Raw genomic sequence first — 22,443 nt, forward strand, 5'->3', positions numbered from 1 at the left:
ATACATTAGGGGATATGACATTGGAATTTTTGTTGGACTACGGCTTGTTTTTAGCCAAGATTGCGACTGTCGTTATCGCGATTATTGCTATTTTGGTTATCGCGAAGTCTGTGAGTGGAAAATCAGGCGCAGCAAAAGGTGAATTAGAGATCACCAATTTGTCTGAGCAACATAAAGAGACAATAGAACAACTAGAACATCATTTACATGATGACGCATTCATCAAAGCACGTGATAAAGCTGAGAAAAAAGCAGAAAAAGAAAAGTCTAAATCACGTGACAAAGAAATTAAGAAAGCGGCTAAAGAAGGGGAGCTAGATAGTAAGCGCGAACCGCACCTGTTTGTTTTGGACTTCAACGGCAGTATTGATGCTAAAGAAGTCGCGTCACTGCGCGAAGAAGTTACCGCTGTATTAGCGGTTGCCCGTGAAGGTGATGAAGTATTGCTAAGGTTAGAATCTGGCGGTGGCATGGTACATGGTTACGGATTAGCGTCTTCTCAATTGGATCGTATCAAAGCTGCAGGCTTGCCACTTACTATTTCTGTCGACAAAGTCGCGGCAAGTGGTGGCTACATGATGGCATGTATCGCAGACAAAATCGTATCTGCACCTTTTGCAATTGTTGGTTCGATTGGTGTTATTGCTCAACTTCCAAACTTCAACAAACTGCTTAAAAAACACGACATTGAGTTTGAACAATTAACAGCAGGTGAGTACAAACGCACGCTGACCATGTTTGGTGAAAACAGCGATAAGGCTCGTGATAAGTTCAAACAAGAGCTTGAAGAAACTCATGGCCTATTCAAAGACTTTATACGTGAACGTCGCCCTGAACTTGAGTTAGAAAAAGTCGCGACAGGTGAGCACTGGTTTGGAACACAGGCAAAAGCCCTAGGTTTGGTGGACGAAATTAGCACTTCAGATGATTTAGTAGTGAATGCTTGTAAAGACAAAACAGTACTTTCCATTCATTATGTTCAGAAGAAAAAGCTGTCTGATAAGCTGGCAGGAGTGGCAGGCAAGTCTGCTGATAACGTATTAATGAAATTGATTGAGCGTGGTCAAAAGCCGATCGTCTAATTCAGCTTCTATTACAGATAAAAAAGGTGACCTGATGAGGTCACCTTTTTAGTTTATGGGTTACTTAAATCTTAGCGTCGTAATCGGTACGCTGTGGGCAAGCAGATAAAATCTCTCTTCTTCCGGAGTCTTTAAGTTCTTCAAGTACAACATCAAATCCCCATAAACGGTATAGATGCTTCATCACTTCGTCATGCCCTTTATCCAACGGGATTCGATCATGAGGGATATATTGAAGAGTCATGGAGCGGTCGCCGCGGACATCGACATTAAATACCTGAATGTTTGGTTCCAAGTTACTGAGATTATATTGCGCTGCTAGTTTCTCTCGAATCATGCGATAGCCTGACTCATCGTGAATGGCACTGACTTCAATAAAGTTTTTTCTATCATCGTCGAGCACTGCAAACAATTTAAAATCTCTCATCAATTTTGGAGATAAATACTGGCTAATGAAGCTTTCATCTTTAAAATTTTTCATGGCAAAGTGTACAGCTTCGAGCCAATCAGAACCTGCCAGTTCAGGGAACCACTCCTTATCTTCATCCGTTGGTTCTTCACATATTCTTCGAATGTCTCGGAACATGGCGAAGCCCAAGGCATAAGGGTTAATGCCACTGAAATAAGGGCTGTTATAGGATGGCTGAGCCACCACACTGGTATGGCTATGGAGAAATTCTAAGATGAATTTATCTGTCACCGTCCCTTCGTCATAAAGGTGATTTAAAATCGTATAGTGCCAAAATGTTGCCCAACCCTCGTTCATGACTTGAGTTTGTTTCTGCGGGTAAAAATACTGGCTGACTTTACGCACGATGCGGACACACTCGCGTTGCCAAGGTTCAAGCAGTGGAGCGTGTTTCTCTATGAAGTAGAGGATGTTTTCTTGAGGCTCGGTCGGAAAACGAACCTTAATGTCTTCTTCTTTGGTTTTTGCTTTCGGGACAGTACGCCACAGCTCGTTAACTTGAGATTGTAGGTAAGCTTCGCGTTCTTCTTGGCGAGCGGTCTCTTCTGCAATTGAAATCTTCTCTGGTCGTTTGTATCTATCGACGCCGAAATTCATCAACGCATGACAAGAGTCCAGAAGTTGCTCTACTTCCGCAACGCCATATTTTTCTTCGCAATCAGTGATGTATTTCTTTGCGAACAGTAGGTAGTCAATAATAGAACTAGCGTCTGTCCAAGTTTGGAATAAGTAATTGCCCTTAAAGAAAGAGTTATGCCCATAGCAAGCATGCGCCATTACTAATGCTTGCATGGTTACAGTGTTTTCTTCCATCAAGTAGGCGATACAAGGGTCGGAGTTAATCACAATCTCATAAGCTAACCCCATTTGACCATGCTTGTAGTTTTGCTCCGTTTGAATGAATTTTTTACCAAATGACCAGTGGTTGTAGTTAATTGGCATACCGATACTTGAATAGGCATCCATCATTTGTTCTGAAGTGATCACTTCGATTTGGTTAGGGTATGTATCGAGTTTATAGTGTTGAGCCACACGTTTAATCTCGACATGGTATTGTTCGAGTAGGTTGAACGTCCAATCTGGGCCGTCGGGCAGTGTCTTCGTTTTGCCTTTTTCGGCAACGTTAGATTTCGTTGTCATGGCAAGCCTCCTTACGCTGTCTCTTTTTGAAACAATTCCCTAAATACTGGGAAGATATCTTCAACAGTACGGATATTCTTCATCGCAAAATTATCAAATGAAGTTTCGAGTTTTTCATATTCATGCCACAAGGTTTGATGCGATCGGCGTGTGATTTCGATATAAGAATAATACTGACAGTTCGGCAGAAGCTTATTCACGAGTAACTCTTTACAACGTGGTGAATCGTCAGCCCAGTTATCGCCATCCGAAGCCTGAGCGGCATAAATGTTCCATTCGCCAACAGGATAGCGGTCGGCAACGATTTCATTCATGAGTTTCAAAGCGCTAGAAACAATCGTACCGCCGGTTTCTTGCGAGTAGAAAAACTCATGTTCATCCACTTCTTTCGCTTGGGTGTGGTGACGAATGAATACGACATCGACATTTTCGTAGGTTCGATTAAGGAAAAGGTACAGCAGTACGTAAAAACGCTTAGCGATATCTTTGGTAGCCTGATCCATTGAGCCAGATACATCCATTAAACAGAACATGACAGCTTGGCTAGAGGGAATAGGGCGACGTTCATAGTTTTTAAAGCGAAGGTCGAAAGTATCGATGAATGGCACACTCTCGATTTTCTTTCTTAATTCTTCGATTTCCATTTTTAAACGGTTTTCTTCAAAGGGCTGTGCTGGCTCCTCCATTTTTATTTGATCAAGTTGCTCCATCAGCTCGTTTAGCGCACGCTTTTTACCTGCTGTCATTGCGGTACGTCTTGCGAGCGATTGCTGTAGTGATTTCACTATCGCAATATTGGAAGGCATCCCTGCAGTTTGATAGCCTGCGCGATGCGTTTTCCATTCAGTAATTTTGTTAATTTGGTTCTTTTCTAAATTCGGCAGTTCTAAGTCTTCAAACAGAATGTCTAAATACTCGTCTTTCGAAATTTGGAATACGAATTCATCTTGCCCTTCGCCATCTTTGCTTGCATCACCTTCACCAGAGCCTCCACCTTGACCGCCGCCTTTCGGACGTTCGATCTTGTCACCCGTGATGAATTGATCATTGCCAGGGTGGACGCGTTCACGCATCCCCCCTTGACCTTGATGGAAAGAGGGTTCTTTGATGTCTTTATGCGGAATTGAAACGTCTTCACCAGTTTCTGTGTTGGTGATAGATCGTCTATTGACTGCATCGGCTACAGATTCCTTTATTTGCTCTTTGTGGCGTCTCAAGAAACGCTGCCTATTAACAGCGCTCTTGTTTTTGCCATTGAGCCTCCGATCGATAAATTGCGCCATAAATTTCCCCTTTAAGTGCCGTAATAACTATCCCTCTTATGGTTATGAGGATTTACGAACTCTTAGGTACCACTCAGACAGCAATCTTACTTGCTTCTCGGTGTAACCTTTTTCCATCATACGAGCGACGAAGTCGTCGTGTTTCTTCTGATCTTCAGAAGAGGTCTTAGCATTGAAAGAAATAACAGGAAGCAGTTCTTCGGTATTCGAGAACATTTTCTTCTCAATCACGGTGCGAAGTTTTTCGTAACTGGTCCAAACTGGGTTTTGACCATTGTTGTTGGCTTTGGCTCTAAGGACAAAGTTTACAATTTCGTTACGGAAATCTTTCGGGTTACTGATTCCGGCTGTTTTCTCAATTTTCTCTAGTTCCCCGTTAAGCGATGCGCGGTCAAATAACTGTCCGGTTTCAGGATCACGATATTCTTGGTCTTGAATCCAGAAGTCTGCATAGGTGACGTAACGGTCGAAAATGTTTTGGCCGTACTCTGAGTAAGACTCCAAATAAGCGGTCTGGATTTCTTTACCAATGAACTCGACATAGCGTGGCACTAGGTAGCCTTTTAAGAATTCTAAGTAACGCTCCGCCTGCTCTTGTGGGAACTGTTCACGTTCAATTTGTTGTTCAATAACGTAGAAAAGATGAACTGGGTTAGCGGCCACTTCGGTTTGATCGAAGTTAAAGACGCGAGAAAGGATCTTGAATGCAAAACGAGTTGAAAGTCCTGCCATGCCTTCATCGACACCAGCGTAATCGCGGTACTCTTGGTAGCTCTTCGCTTTAGGGTCGGTGTCTTTTAAGGTTTCACCATCGTAAACTCGCATTTTAGAGAATAGAGAAGAGTTCTCTGGCTCTTTTAGGCGGGAAAGGATGCTGAACTGAGAAAGCATTTCTAAAGTACTTGGTGAACAAGGTGCTTGCGAGAGCTCACTGTGATCGAGAAGTTTCTGGTAAATCTTCACTTCTTCTGACACTCGTAGGCAGTATGGGACTTTAACAATGTACACACGATCCAAGAAGGCTTCGTTGTTTTTGTTGTTACGGAAGGTCTGCCACTCAGATTCGTTTGAGTGCGCTAAAATCATGCCATCAAAAGGCAGTGCTGAAAGCCCCTCTGTACCGTTAAAGTTGCCCTCTTGAGTTGCGGTCAATAGAGGGTGAAGTACCTTAATCGGCGCTTTGAACATCTCGACAAATTCCATTAAGCCTTGGTTAGCTTTACATAGAGAGCCCGAATAGCTGTAGGCATCAGGATCGTCTTGCGAGAAGTGTTCTAGCTGACGAATATCCACCTTACCAACCAAAGACGAAATGTCTTGGTTGTTTTCATCGCCAGGTTCCGTCTTGGCAATTGCCACTTGATCAAGAATAGATGGGTGAAGTTTCACCACCTTAAATTTAGAAATGTCTCCGCCGAATTCATGGAGACGTTTTGATGCCCAAGGAGACATGATTGAACGAACATAACGTTTTTCAATGCCATATTCTCGTTTGAGTAAATCGCCATCTTCATTGACATCGAATAAGCAGAATGGGTGGTCATTCACTGGGCTACGCTCACCATTAGCTGACAACACATAGATTGGCATTTTCTGCATCAATGCTTTTAGCTTTTCAGCAAGTGAGGATTTACCGCCACCAACAGGCCCGAGTAAGTAAAGCACTTGCTTACGTTCTTCTAGGCCTTGTGCAGCATGTTTAAGGTAAGAGACTATTTGTTCTATGGCATCTTCCATGCCATAGAAATCTTCGAATTCTTTATAGCGCGAAATGACTCGATTCGAAAAGATTCGGCTTAACCTAGGGTCTTGAGCCGTATCAATAATTTCAGGTTCGCCTATCGCGAGTAGTAGACGTTCTGCAGCATTGGCATAAGCGCTTTTGTCGTCCTTACATAAAGCTAGAAAGTCCTGTAAAGACAGCTCTTCATCTTTGGCTGCTTCATAACGTGCTTGATAGTGGTCGAAAATACTCATAATCACATTCCCCTTGTAAACCAGTCAAACTGACGAGCATTCTAAATAATGGTGGCCCCATACAATTTAAGCCTAGACCTGGTTACACAATTTTGCTTAACAATTATGTATTTATTTACAATCTATCTTCTTGTTATGTGTTGTGAAATTGCTGGTGGCTCGTTTTTTGTATGCATCATATATACGCTATAAAACGAAGGAATGAATGGTGTTTATAACTGACATTTTATGGAAAAATGGCGTCTTTTATATATTTTGATGCTTTTTTAGGTGGGATATTGCTAGTTGGTATGATGTTCCATATAATGTTCAAGGTCTGTTCAAATTGTCATCTCCGAAATAGGTAAACACAGTGAAGAAAACTTGGTTATTAGCTGCGGTATGTGGGGCATCAATGTCGCTCTCTACGTTAGCTCATGCAAAAATATCGCAATGGTCATTAGGTGTCGCAGCTTCTTACTCGCCTGCTGTGTATAAAGAAACACCATCTAACCGAGCGGTTATTCCAATGGTGGGTTATGAAGGCGAACACTTCTTTATGCGTGGTTTTAGCGCTGGTTACCGTTTATTCCCTGTGGGAACGCCTCAAAATATCGTATTTCGTGCTGTGTATGACCCAAGAACGCTTAAGCCTTCTGATTCTGATAATACGGACATTCAACTGCTTGATGAACGTAAAGCTTCAGTATTGGGTGGTGTTAGTTATCAAGTGATTACCTTAGTTGGCATGTTTGAAGCAACGGTTGGGTCAGATCTTGGTTTCCGCCACAATGGTATTTATGCTGAAACTGCTTGGCGTTTACCTATCCGTCGTAAAGGCTGGGCGATTACTCCTTCGATTGGTTACGCGTATAACAGCGAACGTTTGAATAATCACTTGTATGGTGTAAGCAGCGAAGAAGCTGCACGAGTTGCGACAGACGGCAATGGAACAGTGACAGAGTTTGATGCAGATTGGGACGGCCAATACTTCATTGGGTTAAGTGGCTACGCACATTTAACTCCAAATATTCGAGTGACTGGTGGCGTTCGATACACTAACCTTGAGGGCGAAATAGAAAAGAGCCCAATTATTGAAAGCGGCATTAATACAACAGCTAACATCGGAATCGCTTACGTTTTCTAAATGATTGCCTAGAAAAACTAAGGGGTTGATACTTATGTATCAGCCCCCTTTTCTTATGCATTTTATTTGGGTTACGCGTTAAGAAAGCTTCGGTGTTCCTTAAATTACGCGTTAAAAATTTGGCTTAGCTCTGTCGCACATAAGTGATATTGACGAGGGCAGTTACGCCATGTCGTGAGCATACGACGGTACTTTTCAAGCATTGGAACATGGCTATTAAAGTGATGGTCAGCTTTATCAAACTGAGGGTAAAGACCTTCAGAATCCACAAGGAAACGTACGTAGTTAACGGCTTGTGCTTCCGTCGCAATATCAAAACCTAGGAACTGCAAGCGACGTTGGTCTACGTCTAGACGTTCTGAATCAGTGAGCATTTTGTTTGATTCTTGCATCGCGTGGTACATTTCCATGATGTCGATGATTTCACGGCATTCCACTTCAGACAAGCAACCAAACTCTTTGTTTAGTTCTCTCATTTGAAGTTCGTAACCGCGTTCAACGATGGTTTGTAAACGTTGATACTTGGCAGAGTTCTCAGGGTCCATTTGAGACATTAAGTGGTATTGATTAGATAGAATTAGACGCTGAGCATTGGTCATTTCCATGGGGAAACCTCACTAAAAACGATATTTAATATTTGTTTGTTGAAGTAAGATTAACAGCAATGATATAGGTCGAAACATGATCTCAACACGGATTTAATCTGATTTTTTGAAACTATAAACAAAAGTTGTAAAGAGTTTTTACTTAGATCAAAAACCGGTAACCCCAAAAGCAAAAAAGCCCCCGTTGACAGGAGCTTTTCTTACGAATAGTTGGCTTAGTATTTTACATTAGAATGGTATTGGCTAAGAACATCGACGATTTCATCCATCGTTTCTTTGCTTGGTGGATTAACACCTTCTAGTGGGTATTCATTACCCAATGCTTCCCATTTATGAGCACCGAGTTTGTGGTAGGGAAGAAGTTCTACTTTCTCTATGTTGTCCATCTCCTTAATGAACTCACCGAGTAAGTGTGCATCTTCTGGCTTATCGGTATAACCCGGTACGACAACATATCGAATCCACGTTTTCTGACCAATTTTATGCAGGTAACGAGCAAAATCTAAAGTTCGCTTGTTTGACACACCGATAAAGTCGTGGTGAATTTCGTCACGCATGTGTTTCAGATCAAGCATAACAAGGTCAGTCGCGTCTAATACATCATCAATCACTTCAGTGTGTTTACGAATGTAGCCATTTGTATCTAGGCAGGTATGAATGCCTTCTGCTTGAGCTGCTCGGAAAAAGTCACGAACAAATTCAGGCTGGAGCATCGCTTCGCCACCCGAACAAGTGATCCCTCCACCAGAGGCTTTCATGAAATGGCGATAGCTTTTCGCTTCATTGATAATCTCTTCAACCGTCACCTCTTTACCACCGTGAACATCCCATGTATCTCGGTTATGACAGTACATACAACGCATTAAGCATCCTTGTAGGAAAACAATAAAGCGGATGCCAGGTCCATCGACAGTACCACAAGATTCAAATGAGTGAATTCGACCAGTTGTAGACATAAGTGATTCTCGGATTGGGAAAGTGCTTGTTATTTTATTACAAATAGTAGGGTTTAAATAGTGCTAAAGGGCGATATGCCAGCCGAATTAAATCAATTAAGTCATGTTTTTACAGTACATGAACATAGAAGATTGATTTGTTAAATAAATGATCGTTTTTGTGAACGTAACGCACAAAAGGCTGGTTGTAGAATAATCAAATTGTGAGGATATAAACATCAATTGATACTATTGTTAGTACTATGGGTAGAGCAAACACATTTTGAAAATCAGGGACGTTGCTATGATTTCGCTTGCGCTTTCACAAAAACAAAAAATAATAATATTCCTTGCCATTTTGACATTAGGTTTTGTCATTTTAGGGAGTTACACCGGTAATCGGTTGTCCGAATTAACCAATCAATATCACTTGAGTAGTGAAGTTACCGTAGGGGCTTCGAAAATTGTTGAGACAGAAGTAAAGCTTCTGACTCTCGCAGGAAAACTTGATGGGCTAGAAAGTTCACAAGTAGGCAGTATTAAACAAGAAGTCGCAGAAATAAACGCTTTTGTCGCTTCACACAGTTCGTTTCTTTCGGAGGTAGGGCTTTCTCGCCAGGCAACTGAATTGACCAACGTGGTTAAAGAATTCGAACAGGCTCTTTTGCCTTGGTTAGCGCTACGTGCAGAGCTTGGGTTTAATGTCGATGACGGTAAGTTAGGGATGTTGAAATCTATTGCCTCAACTATCGAAGCAAAAATTGCCGAAACAGGGATGGTGACCATTAATTCTGACTTTCAGGCGATGATAAAAGCACAGCAAAACTACCTGTTATTACCGACTGAGAAGAGCTTGAAAATGTTTAATCGGGCGATGGCTGGTTTTGTAAATATGTCGAATACTTACGCGATGCTTGATTTGTATGAAAAAGAAATTGAGCAATTCAAAGAGACTTTTATCCGAGTCAGTGAACTTTCTCAGCAATTGGGTGATATCGAAGCGCAGCTTGCGAAAAGTGAAATGGCAGCGATTACGGTAGTAAAAGAAATCGACAGTACACTTTCTTCCATTAGTGGTAAATATCAGGCGACAGCACAGCAGTCAGCGGATAACACTCGTTGGTCAGTGTTAGTGGCATGCGCGGTTCTCGCCCTCATCACTATTGTGATTTTTATTACACTTAGTTCCTCGGTATCCAAAGCGCTTAAAAACGTAACGAACATAATCAATAGTATTGCGGGTGGGGATCTATCCCAACGTTTAAAAGTTACTGAGAACAGGAACGATGAGTTCAACCAGTTGGCAATATCGATCAATCAAAGCTGTGAAAACTTAGGCCAATTAGTGGCTGGTGTTCAAGTGAGTAGTGAGGCGCTTTCTGGTGATGCGGCTGAGCTGAATACCAGCTTGGACCGCTTAGTGGAAAATCAATCAGAAGTCTTGGGTCAGACTCAATTACTTGCATCGGCTACCGAAGAAGTGAGCGTAACAACACAAGAGGTATCCAATTCGTTGGAGTTTGTGGCAGAAATTAGCCGTTCTTCAAATCAAGCGGCAGAAGAGGGAGGTCTGGTCATCACTGAAGCGATTGGCTCGTTGGAAAGTGTGGGGCAAATTTTGAGCTCTGCCGCAGGGCACATTCAGCAACTTGAAGCGGCTTCCACTAAAGTGGATTCGGTAATGGACATCATTAACGGCATTGCTGAACAAACCAATTTGCTTGCGTTAAATGCAGCAATTGAAGCGGCGAGGGCAGGTGAGCAAGGCCGAGGTTTCGCAGTGGTAGCGGACGAAGTACGAAGCTTGGCAGTGAGAACCGTTGACGCCGTTGGAGAAATCTCAGATACGATCGAAACGATGAAAAAAGAGAGCTCAGAAGTGATTCAATATATTGGGCAGTCAGAACAATCCATGCAAGCAGGTCAGCAAAAAGGTTTAGAAGCGATGCAAGCGCTTGAACGGATTACAGAAAAAGCTGATGAAGCAAATCATCAAACCGAAGTTATTTTTTCTTCAATAAAAGAATTGGCGACAACAAGCCAATCAATGGCGGACAGTATGATTCAAATCTCTACCGCTATGAAAGAGCTAGAAGAGAACAATGAACAGATTCGAGGAGTCAGCGGAGTCGTGGAAAACCGCTCTGGCAGCCTCAATCAAGACTGCCAAAAGTTCACTATTTAGAAGAATGCGTAGAACGAGATGCCGCCAGTGCCATAAACGGATTCTGGCGCTTCTTCATAGTCAGGGGTTTTTATCGTTGCTGTTAAGGTTGCCCCGACATGTTTGTTATACCATGCTAAACCTGCCACACCCGTGGCTTGAGGCTTTTGCAATGTCACGTCATACGCACTTGGGTCTGACACATTTGGATCATTTTTAATACCAGAACGTTCACCTTCAATGGTGATATCGTTAAATCGGTAACGTGCTTCAGCACCTGCAAAAATGAACCACCCACCATTCGAACCGCCGAGCATACCTGCTCTAAATGGGTTCTCATTATCGATATTGGCAGCACCCATACTACCGCCGAGGTCGGCTCCCCAACGAAGCATGAAACCTGTTGATACATCGCTTCTGAAATTACCGACGTTTGCTTCGGAAACGCTGGATAACTCCCAGTCTGTATTCGCGATGGAACGCTGGCGTAGCAAGTTGATATGAGTTAAATAGCCCACACTGCCTACGAATTTGTCGTCGACCTGATATTCCCAACCGTTAGGCTCATCAGAACCAGTAATACCGTGAACAATGTTCTGGGCTTGATCGGCCAACGAGCTTTCTCCGGTCGTACCGAGTGTTAGGTTAAAGCGTTGCGCCTGCTGAGGATGTAAACTGATGTAGTTGAATTCAGAGTGCAGAAAACCAGCGTAAGGGCGGTCATTCGCTAGAGGCTCAGTCGCTTCAATATCTGATGGGGTATACATCTTATGACCTAAGGTGAATTCGACCTTATCTAAAGATGCGCCGCCCCAGAAAGAGAGACTTAATGGGCTGAATATCGCATAAGGGTTAATAGCACCGGATGTGTATGTTAAGAAAAGACCATTGGTATAGTCTTGATCAACACCAAAAACACCATCGTTATCGAGAGAAAATGAAAAGGTGGCTCTATCTGAAGCGATGCAACTTGCAGACACAAGCAATAGAGGCAGTAAAAAAGTGCGATTTAACTTCATATATATATGCTTTACTAAATTTAAGAACTGATAGTACAGGATCAATCAGTACTAATGTAAGCAAATAACGCACCAGTAAGATGATTTGTGCACGATATTATTTAAATGCACAATTATATATTCACAGATAAAATAAAGCCCCGCATTAAGCGGGGCTTTTTCTATTATTTGCCTAAGTCTATAGAGACTCAGTGAATGTACGTGCGATTACGTCAGCTTGTTGCTCTGCAGTCAGAGAGTTGAAGCGAACAGCGTAACCCGATACACGGATAGTTAGCTGAGGGTATTTCTCTGGGTGCTTAACTGCGTCTTCTAGAGTGTCACGGTTAAGAACGTTCACGTTAAGGTGTTGACCACCTTCAATGCCAGCTTCGTGGTGGAAGTAACCATCCATTAGACCTGCAAGGTTAGCACGTTGGCTATCAGCTTCTTTACCAAGAGCATTTGGTACGATAGAGAACGTGTAAGAGATACCATCTTGTGCATCTGCAAACGGTAGTTTACCTACAGACGTTAGTGACGCTACAGCACCTTTCTCATCACGACCGTGCATTGGGTTAGCACCAGGAGCGAAAGGAGCACCTGCGCGACGACCGTCTGGAGTGTTACCAGTTTTCTTACCGTATACAACGTTAGATGTAATAGTAAGAACTGACTGTGTAGGAATAGAGTTACGGTAAGTCTTAAGCTTACGGATCTTGTTCATGAACGTAGAAACTAGTTCACAAGCAATGTCATCTACACGAGAGTCATTGTTACCATATTTAGGGTAATCACCTTCGATGTTGAAGTCGATTGCAATACCATCTTCGTCACGAACAGGACTAACTTTAGCGAACTTGATAGCAGCTAGTGAGTCAGCAGCAACAGAAAGACCAGCGATACCACATGCCATAGTACGACGAACGTCACGGTCATGTAGAGCCATTAGTGCTGACTCGTAGCTGTACTTGTCGTGAGAGTAATGGATTGCGTTCAGCGCAGTCACGTATTGCTTAGCTAGCCAATCCATGAATGAATCTAGACCAGCCCAAACTTTATCGAAGTCTAGAACTTCATCAGCCATTGCTTCAGATTTAGGACCAACTTGGATCTTAAGCTTTTCGTCCACACCACCGTTGATTACGTAAAGTAGTGTTTTAGCAAGGTTTGCACGAGCGCCGAAGAACTGCATTTGCTTACCAACAATCATTGGCGATACACAACATGCGATTGCGTAGTCGTCAGATTCTAGGTCAGGACGCATTAGGTCATCATTTTCGTACTGGATAGAAGAAGTATCGATAGATACTTTCGCACAGAAACGCTTGAAGCCATCAGGTAGTTGCTCAGACCAAAGAACAGTGATGTTTGGCTCTGGAGAAGGACCCATAGTGTATAGAGAGTTTAGGAAACGGAAGTTCGTACGTGTAACCAGTGTACGACCGTCGATACCCATACCACCCATTGACTCTGTTGCCCAGATTGGGTCGCCAGAGAACAACTCATCGTATTCTGGAGTACGTAGGAAACGAACCATACGTAGCTTCATTACGAAGTGGTCAATCATTTCTTGAGCGTCAACTTCAGTGATCTTACCAGCAGCGATGTCACGCTCGATGAAGATATCTAGGAACGTAGAAGTACGGCCTAGAGACATAGCAGCGCCGTTTTGTGATTTAACAGCAGCTAGGTAACCGAAGTAAGTCCATTGAATTGCTTCTTGAGCAGAATTAGCAGGACCAGAAATGTCGTAGCCATATTTAGCTGCCATTTCTTTCATTTGACCAAGTGCGCGGTACTGCTCTTGCAGCTCTTCACGCAGTTGCATAGTCATCTGTAGGTCTTCACCGTTCTCAAGTTGCTCTTGAGTTGAGTGGAATTGACCTGCTTTTTCTTTTAGTAGGAAATCAATACCGTAAAGTGCAACACGACGGTAGTCACCGATGATACGACCACGGCCGTAAGCATCAGGAAGACCAGTTAGAACACCAGACTTACGACATTTAAGGATGTCAGGAGTGTATACGTCGAACACACCAGCGTTGTGCGTTTTACGGTACTCTGAGTAGATTTTCTTAACTTCTGGATCTAGCTCGCGATCGTACGCTTTACAAGAACCTTCAACCATGCGGATACCACCGTTAGGGATGATAGCGCGCTTAAGTGGTTTTTCTGTTTGAAGACCAACGATAGTTTCTAGGTCTTTCTCGATGTAACCTGCATCGTGAGACGTGATGGTAGAGATAACAGAAGTATCAAAATCTACAGGTGCTTTTGTTGCGTTTTCCTGCTTGATACCTTCCATTACCGAAGCCCAAAGCTTATTAGTTGCTTCAGTACCTTCAGAAACTAGGAAAGATTCATCACCTTCATACGGTGCATAGTTCTTTTGAATGAAATCACGAACGTTTACTTCATTTTGCCACTCACCTGCAGCAAAACCTTCCCAAGCTTTAGCAAATTGCTCTGCCATGACATACCTACCTTTTTAGTAGAAAAAACACGTACATACACTGTTGAGCCAGTGCCCCAATAGGGGGTAGTACACTCTTATTAATAACAATATGTATTATCACACAACACTTATATGATTATATATATTGTCATTACTTTCTATATTGTGTCTCAACTTTATGTAGCCACAATACACTAAATTTTTTTTGCAAAACTTAAACTAAATCAATAAAAGCTAAAAAAAGTTGAGAAAAATAGGGTGACAACACTTGCCACCCAAACTTTTTTTTAATCAGGCTACTACTTTTGTGTAGTGGCTAGATTATAGCCAAGCTTTCAATCCGTATTGGTTCTCAAGCATACCTACTGCAAGCATTGCGACTAGACAGATAACAAATACACCTACTGGAATAACAATCTTGTCTAAGAAAGATAGACGAGACGCACGCGCTTTGTCACCAATTAGACCGTTGTTGTCTAAGAACATCGTAATTGCCCAAGCAAGTACAGGGTTAGCTACTAGAGAAGCGAAAATACAAATACCTGCAGCTTGAGAGTCTTTTGTATCTTTTACCATCTGCATACCTGCTTCAAGTAAAGGCAGGAATACGCCAACTAGAAGTGCAACTCGCATCACTGGTGGCCATACTGCGACATCCATTGGGAAGCCAAGGATAGCGACGATAATACATAAAGAGCCAAGTAAGATTGCACCAGCTGGAATTGGACGCTTCGCGATAGCCGCTGGGATCATGTAAGTACCCCAAGAAGATGTGATGTTACCACCACCCACTGCTGTACCTACCATCTGACGGAAAGAGCACATTGTCATCGTGTCATCGACGTCCATTAGTACTTTTTCAGAGCGTTTTGGATAATTCAGCTCTTGGAAGATACGGTGACCTAGGAAATCCGGTGACCACATCGCAACCGCTAGAATCGCAAATGGTAATGAAGCAATGAAGTGCTCAAGGTTCGGTAGACCAAGCTGCCAACCCTGTTCAGTGCTACCCCACCAGTAAACAGGGTTAAGGTTAGGTAAGCCCATTTCGGTTTCGAACGTTAAGTTGAAGCCTGCGCCAAGTGCAAGAGCCACGACTAAACCAGTGAAAGCACAAACAGGAATGGCTAACCAGCGTTTGTTAAACTTAGCGAGCAGTGCGTAGATAATGATATTAACGCCAAGTACAACTAATCCGATATAACCGAGGCTACCCGCTTCGCCACCAGCTGGCTGTAAGCTTGTCGCCCAAGACTGAATTGAACCAATTTGGCTCATAGCACCAGTGAAACCAAGGAATATTAATAAGCCACCGGCTGTACCTTCTGAAGTGAGGTTTACCAGTTTAGAGCCACCTTTGAAGTAGCTTAGTAGTAGGCCAAAGACACCTAACAAAATGGCTAGAGCAAGAGGGTGGGCACCGGCAAGCGCGATACTGCCGATTAAAGGTATCATTGGACCGTGGTTACCGGCTAAGTTTGCTCGTGGGTTAAAGAAGCCCGAAGCTAGGATACAAAATAACAGGGCAGGGATAAGCATCTCTACACGTGCTACTTCAATGGCAAACTCTTTACCTAGGTTAACGTGATCCCAAGCTTGAGTTAGGCCGTCAGCCCAAGACATCATTACCGCTGAGTACATGGCAATGATACCGATAGTACCTGCAAGAGCTGGGACTAAATCTTCTAATTCGAAACGGAAATCACGGCCTGGAAGGTTCAAACCGAAGCGTCGAGGCTTCATGATTTGCAGTTCGTGATCTAAGTAATCTGAGCGGCTTTCAAACTCAGAAGCAGGGCGGTGAAGCTCTTTATAGCTTTTCTCTTCTACTTCAGAGTGCGCATTGTTGACAACGTCTGACATAGATTCCTCATATTATTTTGTAAGTAATTCTAAAACTGAATTCTATAAACCCGCATCCTGCGGTGATTCCTTTGCGTAGCCATAGTTGTTGCACGACTTTTGTGTGCTTAATTATGGATAAGATAAAAGAAATATGTGGCATTTGTATATGCCTTATATTTGCTTGGAGTCTAACAAGCCTACCCTTTAGGGTGATTGATCTTGATCACTTTATGAGGCTATGTGAAAGAAAGCTACAGAAAGTTATTTAAATTATTGTTAACACATCGTAATTGTGTAATTAGTTTTCACTAAATTTAAAACCATGAAGCTAAGTTTAATTAACTTTCAAATCGTGAGAATTTCACAAATTCGATCTTCTCGACAAGTTGCGCAGTTTTGTGTGGTGTTTGGCTTCAATTTTGCATTATCGTATCGAGAGATGAATTTTTGGCGCGAAGTTGCCACCCACAGGAATAGATAAATGAAAAAGATGAATAAACTGCCCCTCGTGGCAATGATCTCAGGATTAATGATTGGCTGTGGCGGTGGCGGTGGCGGCGGCGGTGGCGGCGGTGCGCCTGCAACCCCGAAATATACTTGGCAAATACTTAGCTTAAGTTCTATGGAAAGAAGCGCGGTAGCTAGTGGTTGTTCGATCATTGGGCAGGATGAATCTGACGTAAATGGAACAAAGGTTCTCGCAGCTTATGAGGCTACCGCTAACTACAATATCTTATTTCATGATGAAAACGGTGTTATTACTGCAACGAATCAATCAGATACTGATGGTCGTTTCGTCATTGATAGTGGAGATGTTCCTGACGGAGGTTATGTATCTCTAGAAGAATTCGATGGCTCTATTCAAGGAACTCAAGATGTGTACATGTTTACTGTAGCGAAAGAGCTGCTTTCAGACATGACATTGAATGTTCGTCAGCACTCTTCGACGTACTCTTGTTATCAGGGTGAGCAATCACAAAAAGTAAATGTAGATCTAAATGCAGCGGTAAAAGTTGACCAAGTAACCAATGACACAAGTTATTACCAGAGTAGCTATATCGATAACTCTACTAATGGAAAAACTATAGCAAGCGGTATTACTGTTAATTCAGATATTCCTGCATCACATAATGTGTTGGTTACATTATTTGAATTTTATGATGGTACTGAAGCTCGCGACTTGAGCCATTATGTCGTTATGGATGCTAGCTATGTTTACGATTCATCGCAGGGCAGCGGAAGTAAAAGTGGCGCGCCAACTGATGAGAATATAGTTAAACAGTCGTTTATGGCTACTGGGTTGACGTTGAACAACACAAGTAAAATTGATGTTGAAATTGATAATGAAATCCATACTTGGCAGCCAATCTACGAGTCCGGACAAGTTTATGGCGTCATTGATGGTTCTTCGGTAATCGACAAATGGTCGTTTGATATTGAAGCTAGCACAGATGTGGCTTCTGGGAGTTGGAATGCGAAAATCTATGATTCTGTAGATTTAGTAGGTACTACAGTCGCTTTACCAACTTTGAGTGCATTGACTGCATCTATTACTGACTCTGGGTGTACTGGTTATTGTTTGAGTGCTGATGGATATACAGTATCAGACTATCAAATTCAGAGAACACACTTAAGATCTTCGAACAACAATAACCGAAACTTCTATCAAACTATTTTTGCCACGCCAAATAAAGATCAGGTGTTAATGAATAGTACTGATGAAGTGTTATTTATAGACAACAACAATGATCGTTTAGAGGTGTCTTTGGCTCAGCTAGACACGGAAAGTGAGGCGCAGGTGAAGCAGTTCTTTGCACATAATATTGATCCTCAAGTTCTAATGTCATCTACTATTCCAAATTACAATGATGTGAATGGCTTACTCTCTATGGCATCAGGTGATAAGTCGAGAAGAATCGAGATCATGGGAAGTTCAGTTCAGTTTTATCAGCAAGGTGTAAACTAACTAGCAATAGTAATGTTTAAACAAATGAACTTCACATTTTGTTAACTAAAAAGCCCCTTAAATGGGGCTTTTTTTATAAATATTATTCAGTCAATTGAGAGGAAAACGCTATCTATTGCATAATCAATCAGAGTGAATTGCTATTTATTCTCTATTCTCAAGGTTAATAATTTGTTGCATGTTGATTCTTGGGGTGCTAGTTTGTATCGCATGAAAAGGTCGGAGTACCTTAGCAGTCACATGAAACTTGGGAGAAAAAGCGCATGAAAGACGTACCAGCGCTCGATATAAAAGAACTGCACAAGACGTTTGGTCAAAATGAAGTATTAAAAGGGATTTCGCTTTCTGCGCATAAAGGGGATGTGGTATCCATCATAGGCTCTTCCGGTTCCGGTAAGAGTACTTTTCTTAGATGTATCAATCTATTAGAGACACCAACAGCGGGTGAAATTTGGGTTAACGGTGAGTTAATTCAGATGAAAAACAACCGTCAAGGCGTGTCTGTTCCAGCTAACGAAAAACAAGTTCAGCGAATCCGTTCTCGCTTAGCAATGGTTTTTCAAGGGTTCAACCTTTGGTCGCACATGACAGTGTTAGAGAATGTCATCGAAGCACCAATTCATGTTTTAGGCGTCCCTAAGGCACAAGCCATTGAAAATGCAGAATTGCTTTTGAAAAAAGTGGGCTTGTACGAACGTAAAGATTACTATCCAGGACACCTTTCTGGCGGTCAACAACAACGTGCAGCGATCGCTCGCGCATTGGCGGTTGACCCAGAGGTAATGTTATTCGATGAACCAACATCAGCACTTGACCCTGAATTAGTGGGTGAAGTATTAGGTGTAATGCGTGATTTGGCTGAAGAAGGTCGAACCATGTTAGTGGTTACTCATGAAATGGCATTTGCTCGTGATGTATCGAACCATGTGATGTTCCTGCATCAAGGCTTGGTAGAAGAGCAGGGTGACCCTGCTAAGCTATTTACTAACCCAGAATCTGAACGTTTACAGCAATTTATCTCTTCAATTTATTAACGGATCTCTAGGCTTCGTTAATAGTCCTAGAAAATAATTAAACACAACATTAGATAACAAAAACTCAATCACGGGAGTATGGATATGAAAAAGTGGTTATTAGTAGCAGCACTTGCTGCAACAGCTGCAACTGGCGTCGCTCAAGCAAAGGAATGGAAAACAGTACGCTTTGGTATTGAAGGCGCATACCCTCCATTTAGCTGGACAGAGTCAGATGGTTCACTAAAAGGCTTTGACGTTGATATGGCGAATGCGCTTTGTACTGAAATGCAGGTGAAGTGTAAGATTGTTGCTCAAGATTGGGACGGCATTATTCCTTCTCTACTAGCTCGTAAATATGATGCAATCATTGCGGCAATGTCTATCACTGAAGAGCGTAAAAAGAAAATTGACTTCACTGGTAAATACGCGCTTATCCCAAACAAATTTATTGCTAAAAAAGGCGCGGGCCTTAACTTTGATGACCTAAGTGGTCAGAAGATTGCAGTACAACGTGCAACTACGCATGACAAATACCTAACAGACAACTACGGCGACACTGTTGATATCGTTCGTTACGGTTCTTTCGATGAAGCTTACCTAGATCTAGCAAATGGTCGTGTGGTAGCGGTACTGGGCGATGCGTCTGCACTTGAAGAAGGAGTATTGAATAAAGCGGGTGGTGAAGCTTACGAATTTGTAGGTCCATCACTAACAGATCCTAAATGGTTCGGTGAAGGTTTTGGTATTGCACTACGCAAGCAAGATAAAGATCTAACGAAAAAGCTAGATGCAGCTATTCTTACATTACGTGAGAAAGGTATCTACCAAGATATCGCGGCTAAATACTTCAACTACGATGTATACGGTCAATAATATCTAGCCTTTAGATATCAGGGAGAGGAAACACCCTCTCCCTAATCCTATCTCTACCAACTTTTTTCGCTGTTCTGTTGGAATTCATTATGTTTGATTTACAAGGGTATGAAGCTTCTATCTTGAAAGGAGCTGTGCTTACTATCGAAGTCGCATTGCTATCGCTGATTTTGGCTATGGTACTAGGCATGTTAGGTGCACTAGCAAAACTCGCCCCTTACCGCTGGGCTAGAGCAATTGCTACGCTTTATACGACCGTTATCCGAGGTATCCCTGACCTTGTGTTAATGATGTTGATTTTCTTTGGCGGCCAAATTCTTCTTAATAACAGTTTATATTCCGTCAACGAATGGCTAAATGAATGGTTTGCATCAAGCGATCCAAATCATGAATGGACTTCTTACTTACCAGATTACATCGACGTAAGCCCATTTGTGGCTGGCGTTCTTACTATCGGTTTTATTTTTGGTGCTTATATGGCCGAAACGTTCCGCGGCGCGATTATGGCTGTGGATAGTGGGGAAATGGAAGCCGCAAAAGCCTATGGCATGGGGCCGGTATTAGCTTTTCGTCGTATTCTTTTACCGCAAATGATTCGTCATGCTCTACCAGGCTTTGGTAACAACTGGCTAGTATTGCTTAAGACGACTGCGCTTGTTTCTATTATCGGCTTAGAAGACATGGTGCGTGTAAGCTCACTTGCGGCCGGTTCAACGAAAATGCCGTTTACTTTCTATATGGCGGTTGCGTTTATCTTCCTCTTCTTCACAAGTGTATCGACAGGTGCATTAAAGCTTGTTGAGCGCAAATTTAGTATTCACGCGAGGTAGATATGGATTTTTCATTAATTATTGAAAGCTTACCTATTTATCTAGATGGGCTATGGACGACGGCTTGGCTAGTTTGTGCCGCGCTTGTACTAGGTTTGATGCTTGCGATTCCAATGGCGATTGCAAGAAATAGCCGAAATTATCTAGTTAATGCACCTGCATGGTCTTTTATCTACTTTTTCCGTGGTACACCATTGCTTGTGCAGCTTTACTTAATTTACTACGGAATGGACCAGTTTTTCCCAGTAAAAGACACGTTATGGGAAAATGCATGGTTTTGTGCGCTGGTAGCTTTTGTTTTAAATACTGCCGCCTATACCGCAGAGATCATTCGTGGTGCGATCAATGGTCTACCACCTGGTGAAGTTGAAGCTGCGAAAGCTTACGGTATGAGCACGGCGAAAACATACCGCCGTATCATTTTACCAAGTGCGCTTCGCAGAGCACTACCTGCATACAGTAATGAAGTGATTTTCATGCTGCACGGTTCAGCAGTGGCGGGTATCGTAACCATTATGGATTTGACTGGCGCTGCGCGTCTTGTGAATTCTCGCTACTACGCGCCATTTGAGTCTTTCTTGACAGCCGGTTTATTCTATATGGCTTTAACATTCATCATCATTGCTGTATTCAAGCAGGCAGAAAAACGATTCCTAGCCTATTTGAGACCACTCAGCTAATTCTGCTAGTTCGATTAAAAAAGGCTTCCTTCGGGAAGCCTTTTTATTTCATCTTTTAAGAAAACGTCGACCAAATTGGCGCGTGGTCAGATGGCTTTTCAATGCCACGTAACTCGTAATCTATTCCTGCATCAGAACACTTCTCTGCGAGTTTTGGTGTTGCGAGTACTACATCAATTCGAAGGCCTCGGTTATCTACAAAGCCCTTAGAGCGGTAATCAAACCATGAGTATTGGTCATTTACTTGAGGGTGAAGCTTTCGGAAGGTATCTTCAAAACCCCAGTCCATCAGTGTCTTAAGCCACTCACGTTCTTCTGGTTGGAATGAGCATTTGCCTGTTTTTAACCAGCGCTTAGCATTAGGCTCACCGATACCAATATCGGCATCAATAGGGCTGATGTTGATATCACCCATGACAATGATTTGCTCATCGTTCGAGTGGTGAACATTTAGGTAAGTCATTAAATCTTTGTAAAACTGACGCTTATAAGGGTATTTAGTTTCGTGCTTGATGTTATCGCCTTGTGGGAAGTAGCCATTTAACACTGTCACTTTCTCACCGTATGAATCTTCAAACGTCGCCATGATCATGCGTTTTTGGTGCTCTTCATTATCGGTTGGAAAACCTTTCTGTACCGACACTGGCTCTTGTTTACACAGCATAGCAACGCCGTAATGCGCTTTCTGACCGTGAAAATACACTTTGTAACCCATTGCTTCGACATCTTCGATAGGGAAAGCTTCGTCATGAACTTTGATTTCTTGGAGGCCAATAACGTCAGGCTGATGTTTGTCAATGATCGCTTGTAACTGGTGAAGACGAGCTCTCAGACCATTGATATTAAAGCTGATTACTTTCATGTAGATCCTTAAAAGGGAAGCATTTGAATAGCGAAGAATGTTATCACTTTATCAAGCGTGAACAAAGTTAGGAGTAGGCTTATCAAGAATCATTTGCGTTCAATGTTTCTATTAACATTTTTGTAAACTTTCGA

At 42.5% G+C, this 22,443-nt stretch carries 17 protein-coding genes; 8 read left to right on the forward strand and 9 right to left on the reverse strand.

The window, feature by feature from the left end; all coding sequences use genetic code 11:
* The first annotated feature begins 20 nt into the window (after positions 1–20).
* Positions 21–1,082: a protease SohB gene (gene sohB / locus ACHUFI_RS08930; RefSeq protein ID WP_394248626.1), complete on the forward strand. Its 1,062-nt coding sequence runs from the start codon at positions 21–23 to the stop codon at positions 1,080–1,082.
* 64 nt (positions 1,083–1,146) lie between these two features.
* On the opposite strand, the gene ACHUFI_RS08935 is transcribed toward sohB, so the two are convergent.
* The 3 genes from ACHUFI_RS08935 to ACHUFI_RS08945 are packed head-to-tail and all read right to left on the reverse strand — an operon-like array spanning position 1,147 to position 5,951.
* The gene (locus tag ACHUFI_RS08935) at positions 1,147–2,691 is read right to left on the reverse strand and encodes a SpoVR family protein (RefSeq protein ID WP_394248293.1); all 1,545 of its coding nucleotides are present in this window, start codon (positions 2,689–2,691) and stop codon (positions 1,147–1,149) included.
* A gap of 11 nt (positions 2,692–2,702) precedes the next feature.
* Positions 2,703–3,974, reverse strand: coding sequence for a YeaH/YhbH family protein (locus ACHUFI_RS08940; protein WP_394248295.1), 1,272 nt, complete (start codon positions 3,972–3,974; stop codon positions 2,703–2,705).
* A 42-nt stretch (positions 3,975–4,016) separates the two neighbouring features.
* Positions 4,017–5,951, reverse strand: coding sequence for a PrkA family serine protein kinase (locus ACHUFI_RS08945; RefSeq protein ID WP_394248297.1), 1,935 nt, complete (start codon positions 5,949–5,951; stop codon positions 4,017–4,019).
* A 394-nt stretch (positions 5,952–6,345) separates the two neighbouring features.
* Between ACHUFI_RS08945 and ACHUFI_RS08950 the strand changes: the two genes are divergently transcribed.
* A complete protein-coding gene (locus ACHUFI_RS08950; protein ID WP_394248628.1) occupies positions 6,346–7,077 on the forward strand; it encodes a MipA/OmpV family protein in 732 nt (243 codons plus the stop codon).
* Positions 7,078–7,181: 104 nt separating this feature from the next.
* On the opposite strand, the gene ACHUFI_RS08955 is transcribed toward ACHUFI_RS08950, so the two are convergent.
* Both ACHUFI_RS08955 and pflA read right to left on the reverse strand, forming a co-directional pair.
* The gene (locus ACHUFI_RS08955) at positions 7,182–7,682 is read right to left on the reverse strand and encodes a YfbU family protein (protein ID WP_394248299.1); all 501 of its coding nucleotides are present in this window, start codon (positions 7,680–7,682) and stop codon (positions 7,182–7,184) included.
* Positions 7,683–7,897: 215 nt separating this feature from the next.
* Entirely contained in the window at positions 7,898–8,638 is a 741-nt protein-coding gene (pflA, locus tag ACHUFI_RS08960) for a pyruvate formate lyase 1-activating protein (protein WP_394248301.1), read from the reverse strand.
* Positions 8,639–8,921: 283 nt separating this feature from the next.
* On the opposite strand from pflA, the gene ACHUFI_RS08965 reads away from it, so the two are divergent.
* On the forward strand, positions 8,922–10,802 hold the full coding sequence (locus ACHUFI_RS08965; RefSeq protein WP_394248303.1) for a methyl-accepting chemotaxis protein: 1,881 nt from the start codon (positions 8,922–8,924) through the stop codon (positions 10,800–10,802).
* Here ACHUFI_RS08965 and ACHUFI_RS08970 read toward each other — a convergent pair.
* From ACHUFI_RS08970 to ACHUFI_RS08980, 3 genes are all read right to left on the reverse strand, one after another.
* A complete protein-coding gene (locus ACHUFI_RS08970) occupies positions 10,799–11,800 on the reverse strand; it encodes a lipid A deacylase LpxR family protein (protein WP_394248305.1) in 1,002 nt (333 codons plus the stop codon). The genes ACHUFI_RS08965 and ACHUFI_RS08970 overlap by 4 nt on opposite strands.
* 178 nt (positions 11,801–11,978) lie before the next feature.
* The gene (pflB, locus tag ACHUFI_RS08975; protein WP_394248307.1) at positions 11,979–14,255 is read right to left on the reverse strand and encodes a formate C-acetyltransferase; all 2,277 of its coding nucleotides are present in this window, start codon (positions 14,253–14,255) and stop codon (positions 11,979–11,981) included.
* Positions 14,256–14,558: 303 nt separating this feature from the next.
* On the reverse strand, positions 14,559–16,100 hold the full coding sequence (locus ACHUFI_RS08980) for a DUF3360 family protein (protein WP_394248309.1): 1,542 nt from the start codon (positions 16,098–16,100) through the stop codon (positions 14,559–14,561).
* Between the two features lie 463 nt (positions 16,101–16,563).
* Between ACHUFI_RS08980 and ACHUFI_RS08985 the strand changes: the two genes are divergently transcribed.
* The 5 genes from ACHUFI_RS08985 (at position 16,564) to ACHUFI_RS09005 (ending at position 21,447) form a co-directional block, all read left to right on the forward strand.
* The gene (locus tag ACHUFI_RS08985; RefSeq protein ID WP_394248311.1) at positions 16,564–18,048 is read left to right on the forward strand and encodes a flagellar sheath protein A; all 1,485 of its coding nucleotides are present in this window, start codon (positions 16,564–16,566) and stop codon (positions 18,046–18,048) included.
* 263 nt (positions 18,049–18,311) lie between these two features.
* A complete protein-coding gene (locus tag ACHUFI_RS08990) occupies positions 18,312–19,082 on the forward strand; it encodes an ABC transporter ATP-binding protein (protein ID WP_137357809.1) in 771 nt (256 codons plus the stop codon).
* A gap of 84 nt (positions 19,083–19,166) precedes the next feature.
* Entirely contained in the window at positions 19,167–19,937 is a 771-nt protein-coding gene (locus tag ACHUFI_RS08995; RefSeq protein ID WP_394248313.1) for an ABC transporter substrate-binding protein, read from the forward strand.
* 89 nt (positions 19,938–20,026) lie between these two features.
* Entirely contained in the window at positions 20,027–20,767 is a 741-nt protein-coding gene (locus ACHUFI_RS09000; RefSeq protein ID WP_394248315.1) for an ABC transporter permease, read from the forward strand.
* A gap of 2 nt (positions 20,768–20,769) precedes the next feature.
* The gene (locus ACHUFI_RS09005) at positions 20,770–21,447 is read left to right on the forward strand and encodes an ABC transporter permease (protein ID WP_394248317.1); all 678 of its coding nucleotides are present in this window, start codon (positions 20,770–20,772) and stop codon (positions 21,445–21,447) included.
* A 55-nt stretch (positions 21,448–21,502) separates the two neighbouring features.
* On the opposite strand, the gene xthA is transcribed toward ACHUFI_RS09005, so the two are convergent.
* Positions 21,503–22,309: an exodeoxyribonuclease III gene (xthA, locus tag ACHUFI_RS09010; RefSeq protein WP_394248319.1), complete on the reverse strand. Its 807-nt coding sequence runs from the start codon at positions 22,307–22,309 to the stop codon at positions 21,503–21,505.
* Between the last annotated feature and the right edge of the window lie 134 nt (positions 22,310–22,443).

It is taken from the genome of Vibrio profundi (assembly GCF_043642225.1).
GTDB lineage: Bacteria > Pseudomonadota > Gammaproteobacteria > Enterobacterales > Vibrionaceae > Vibrio > Vibrio profundi_A.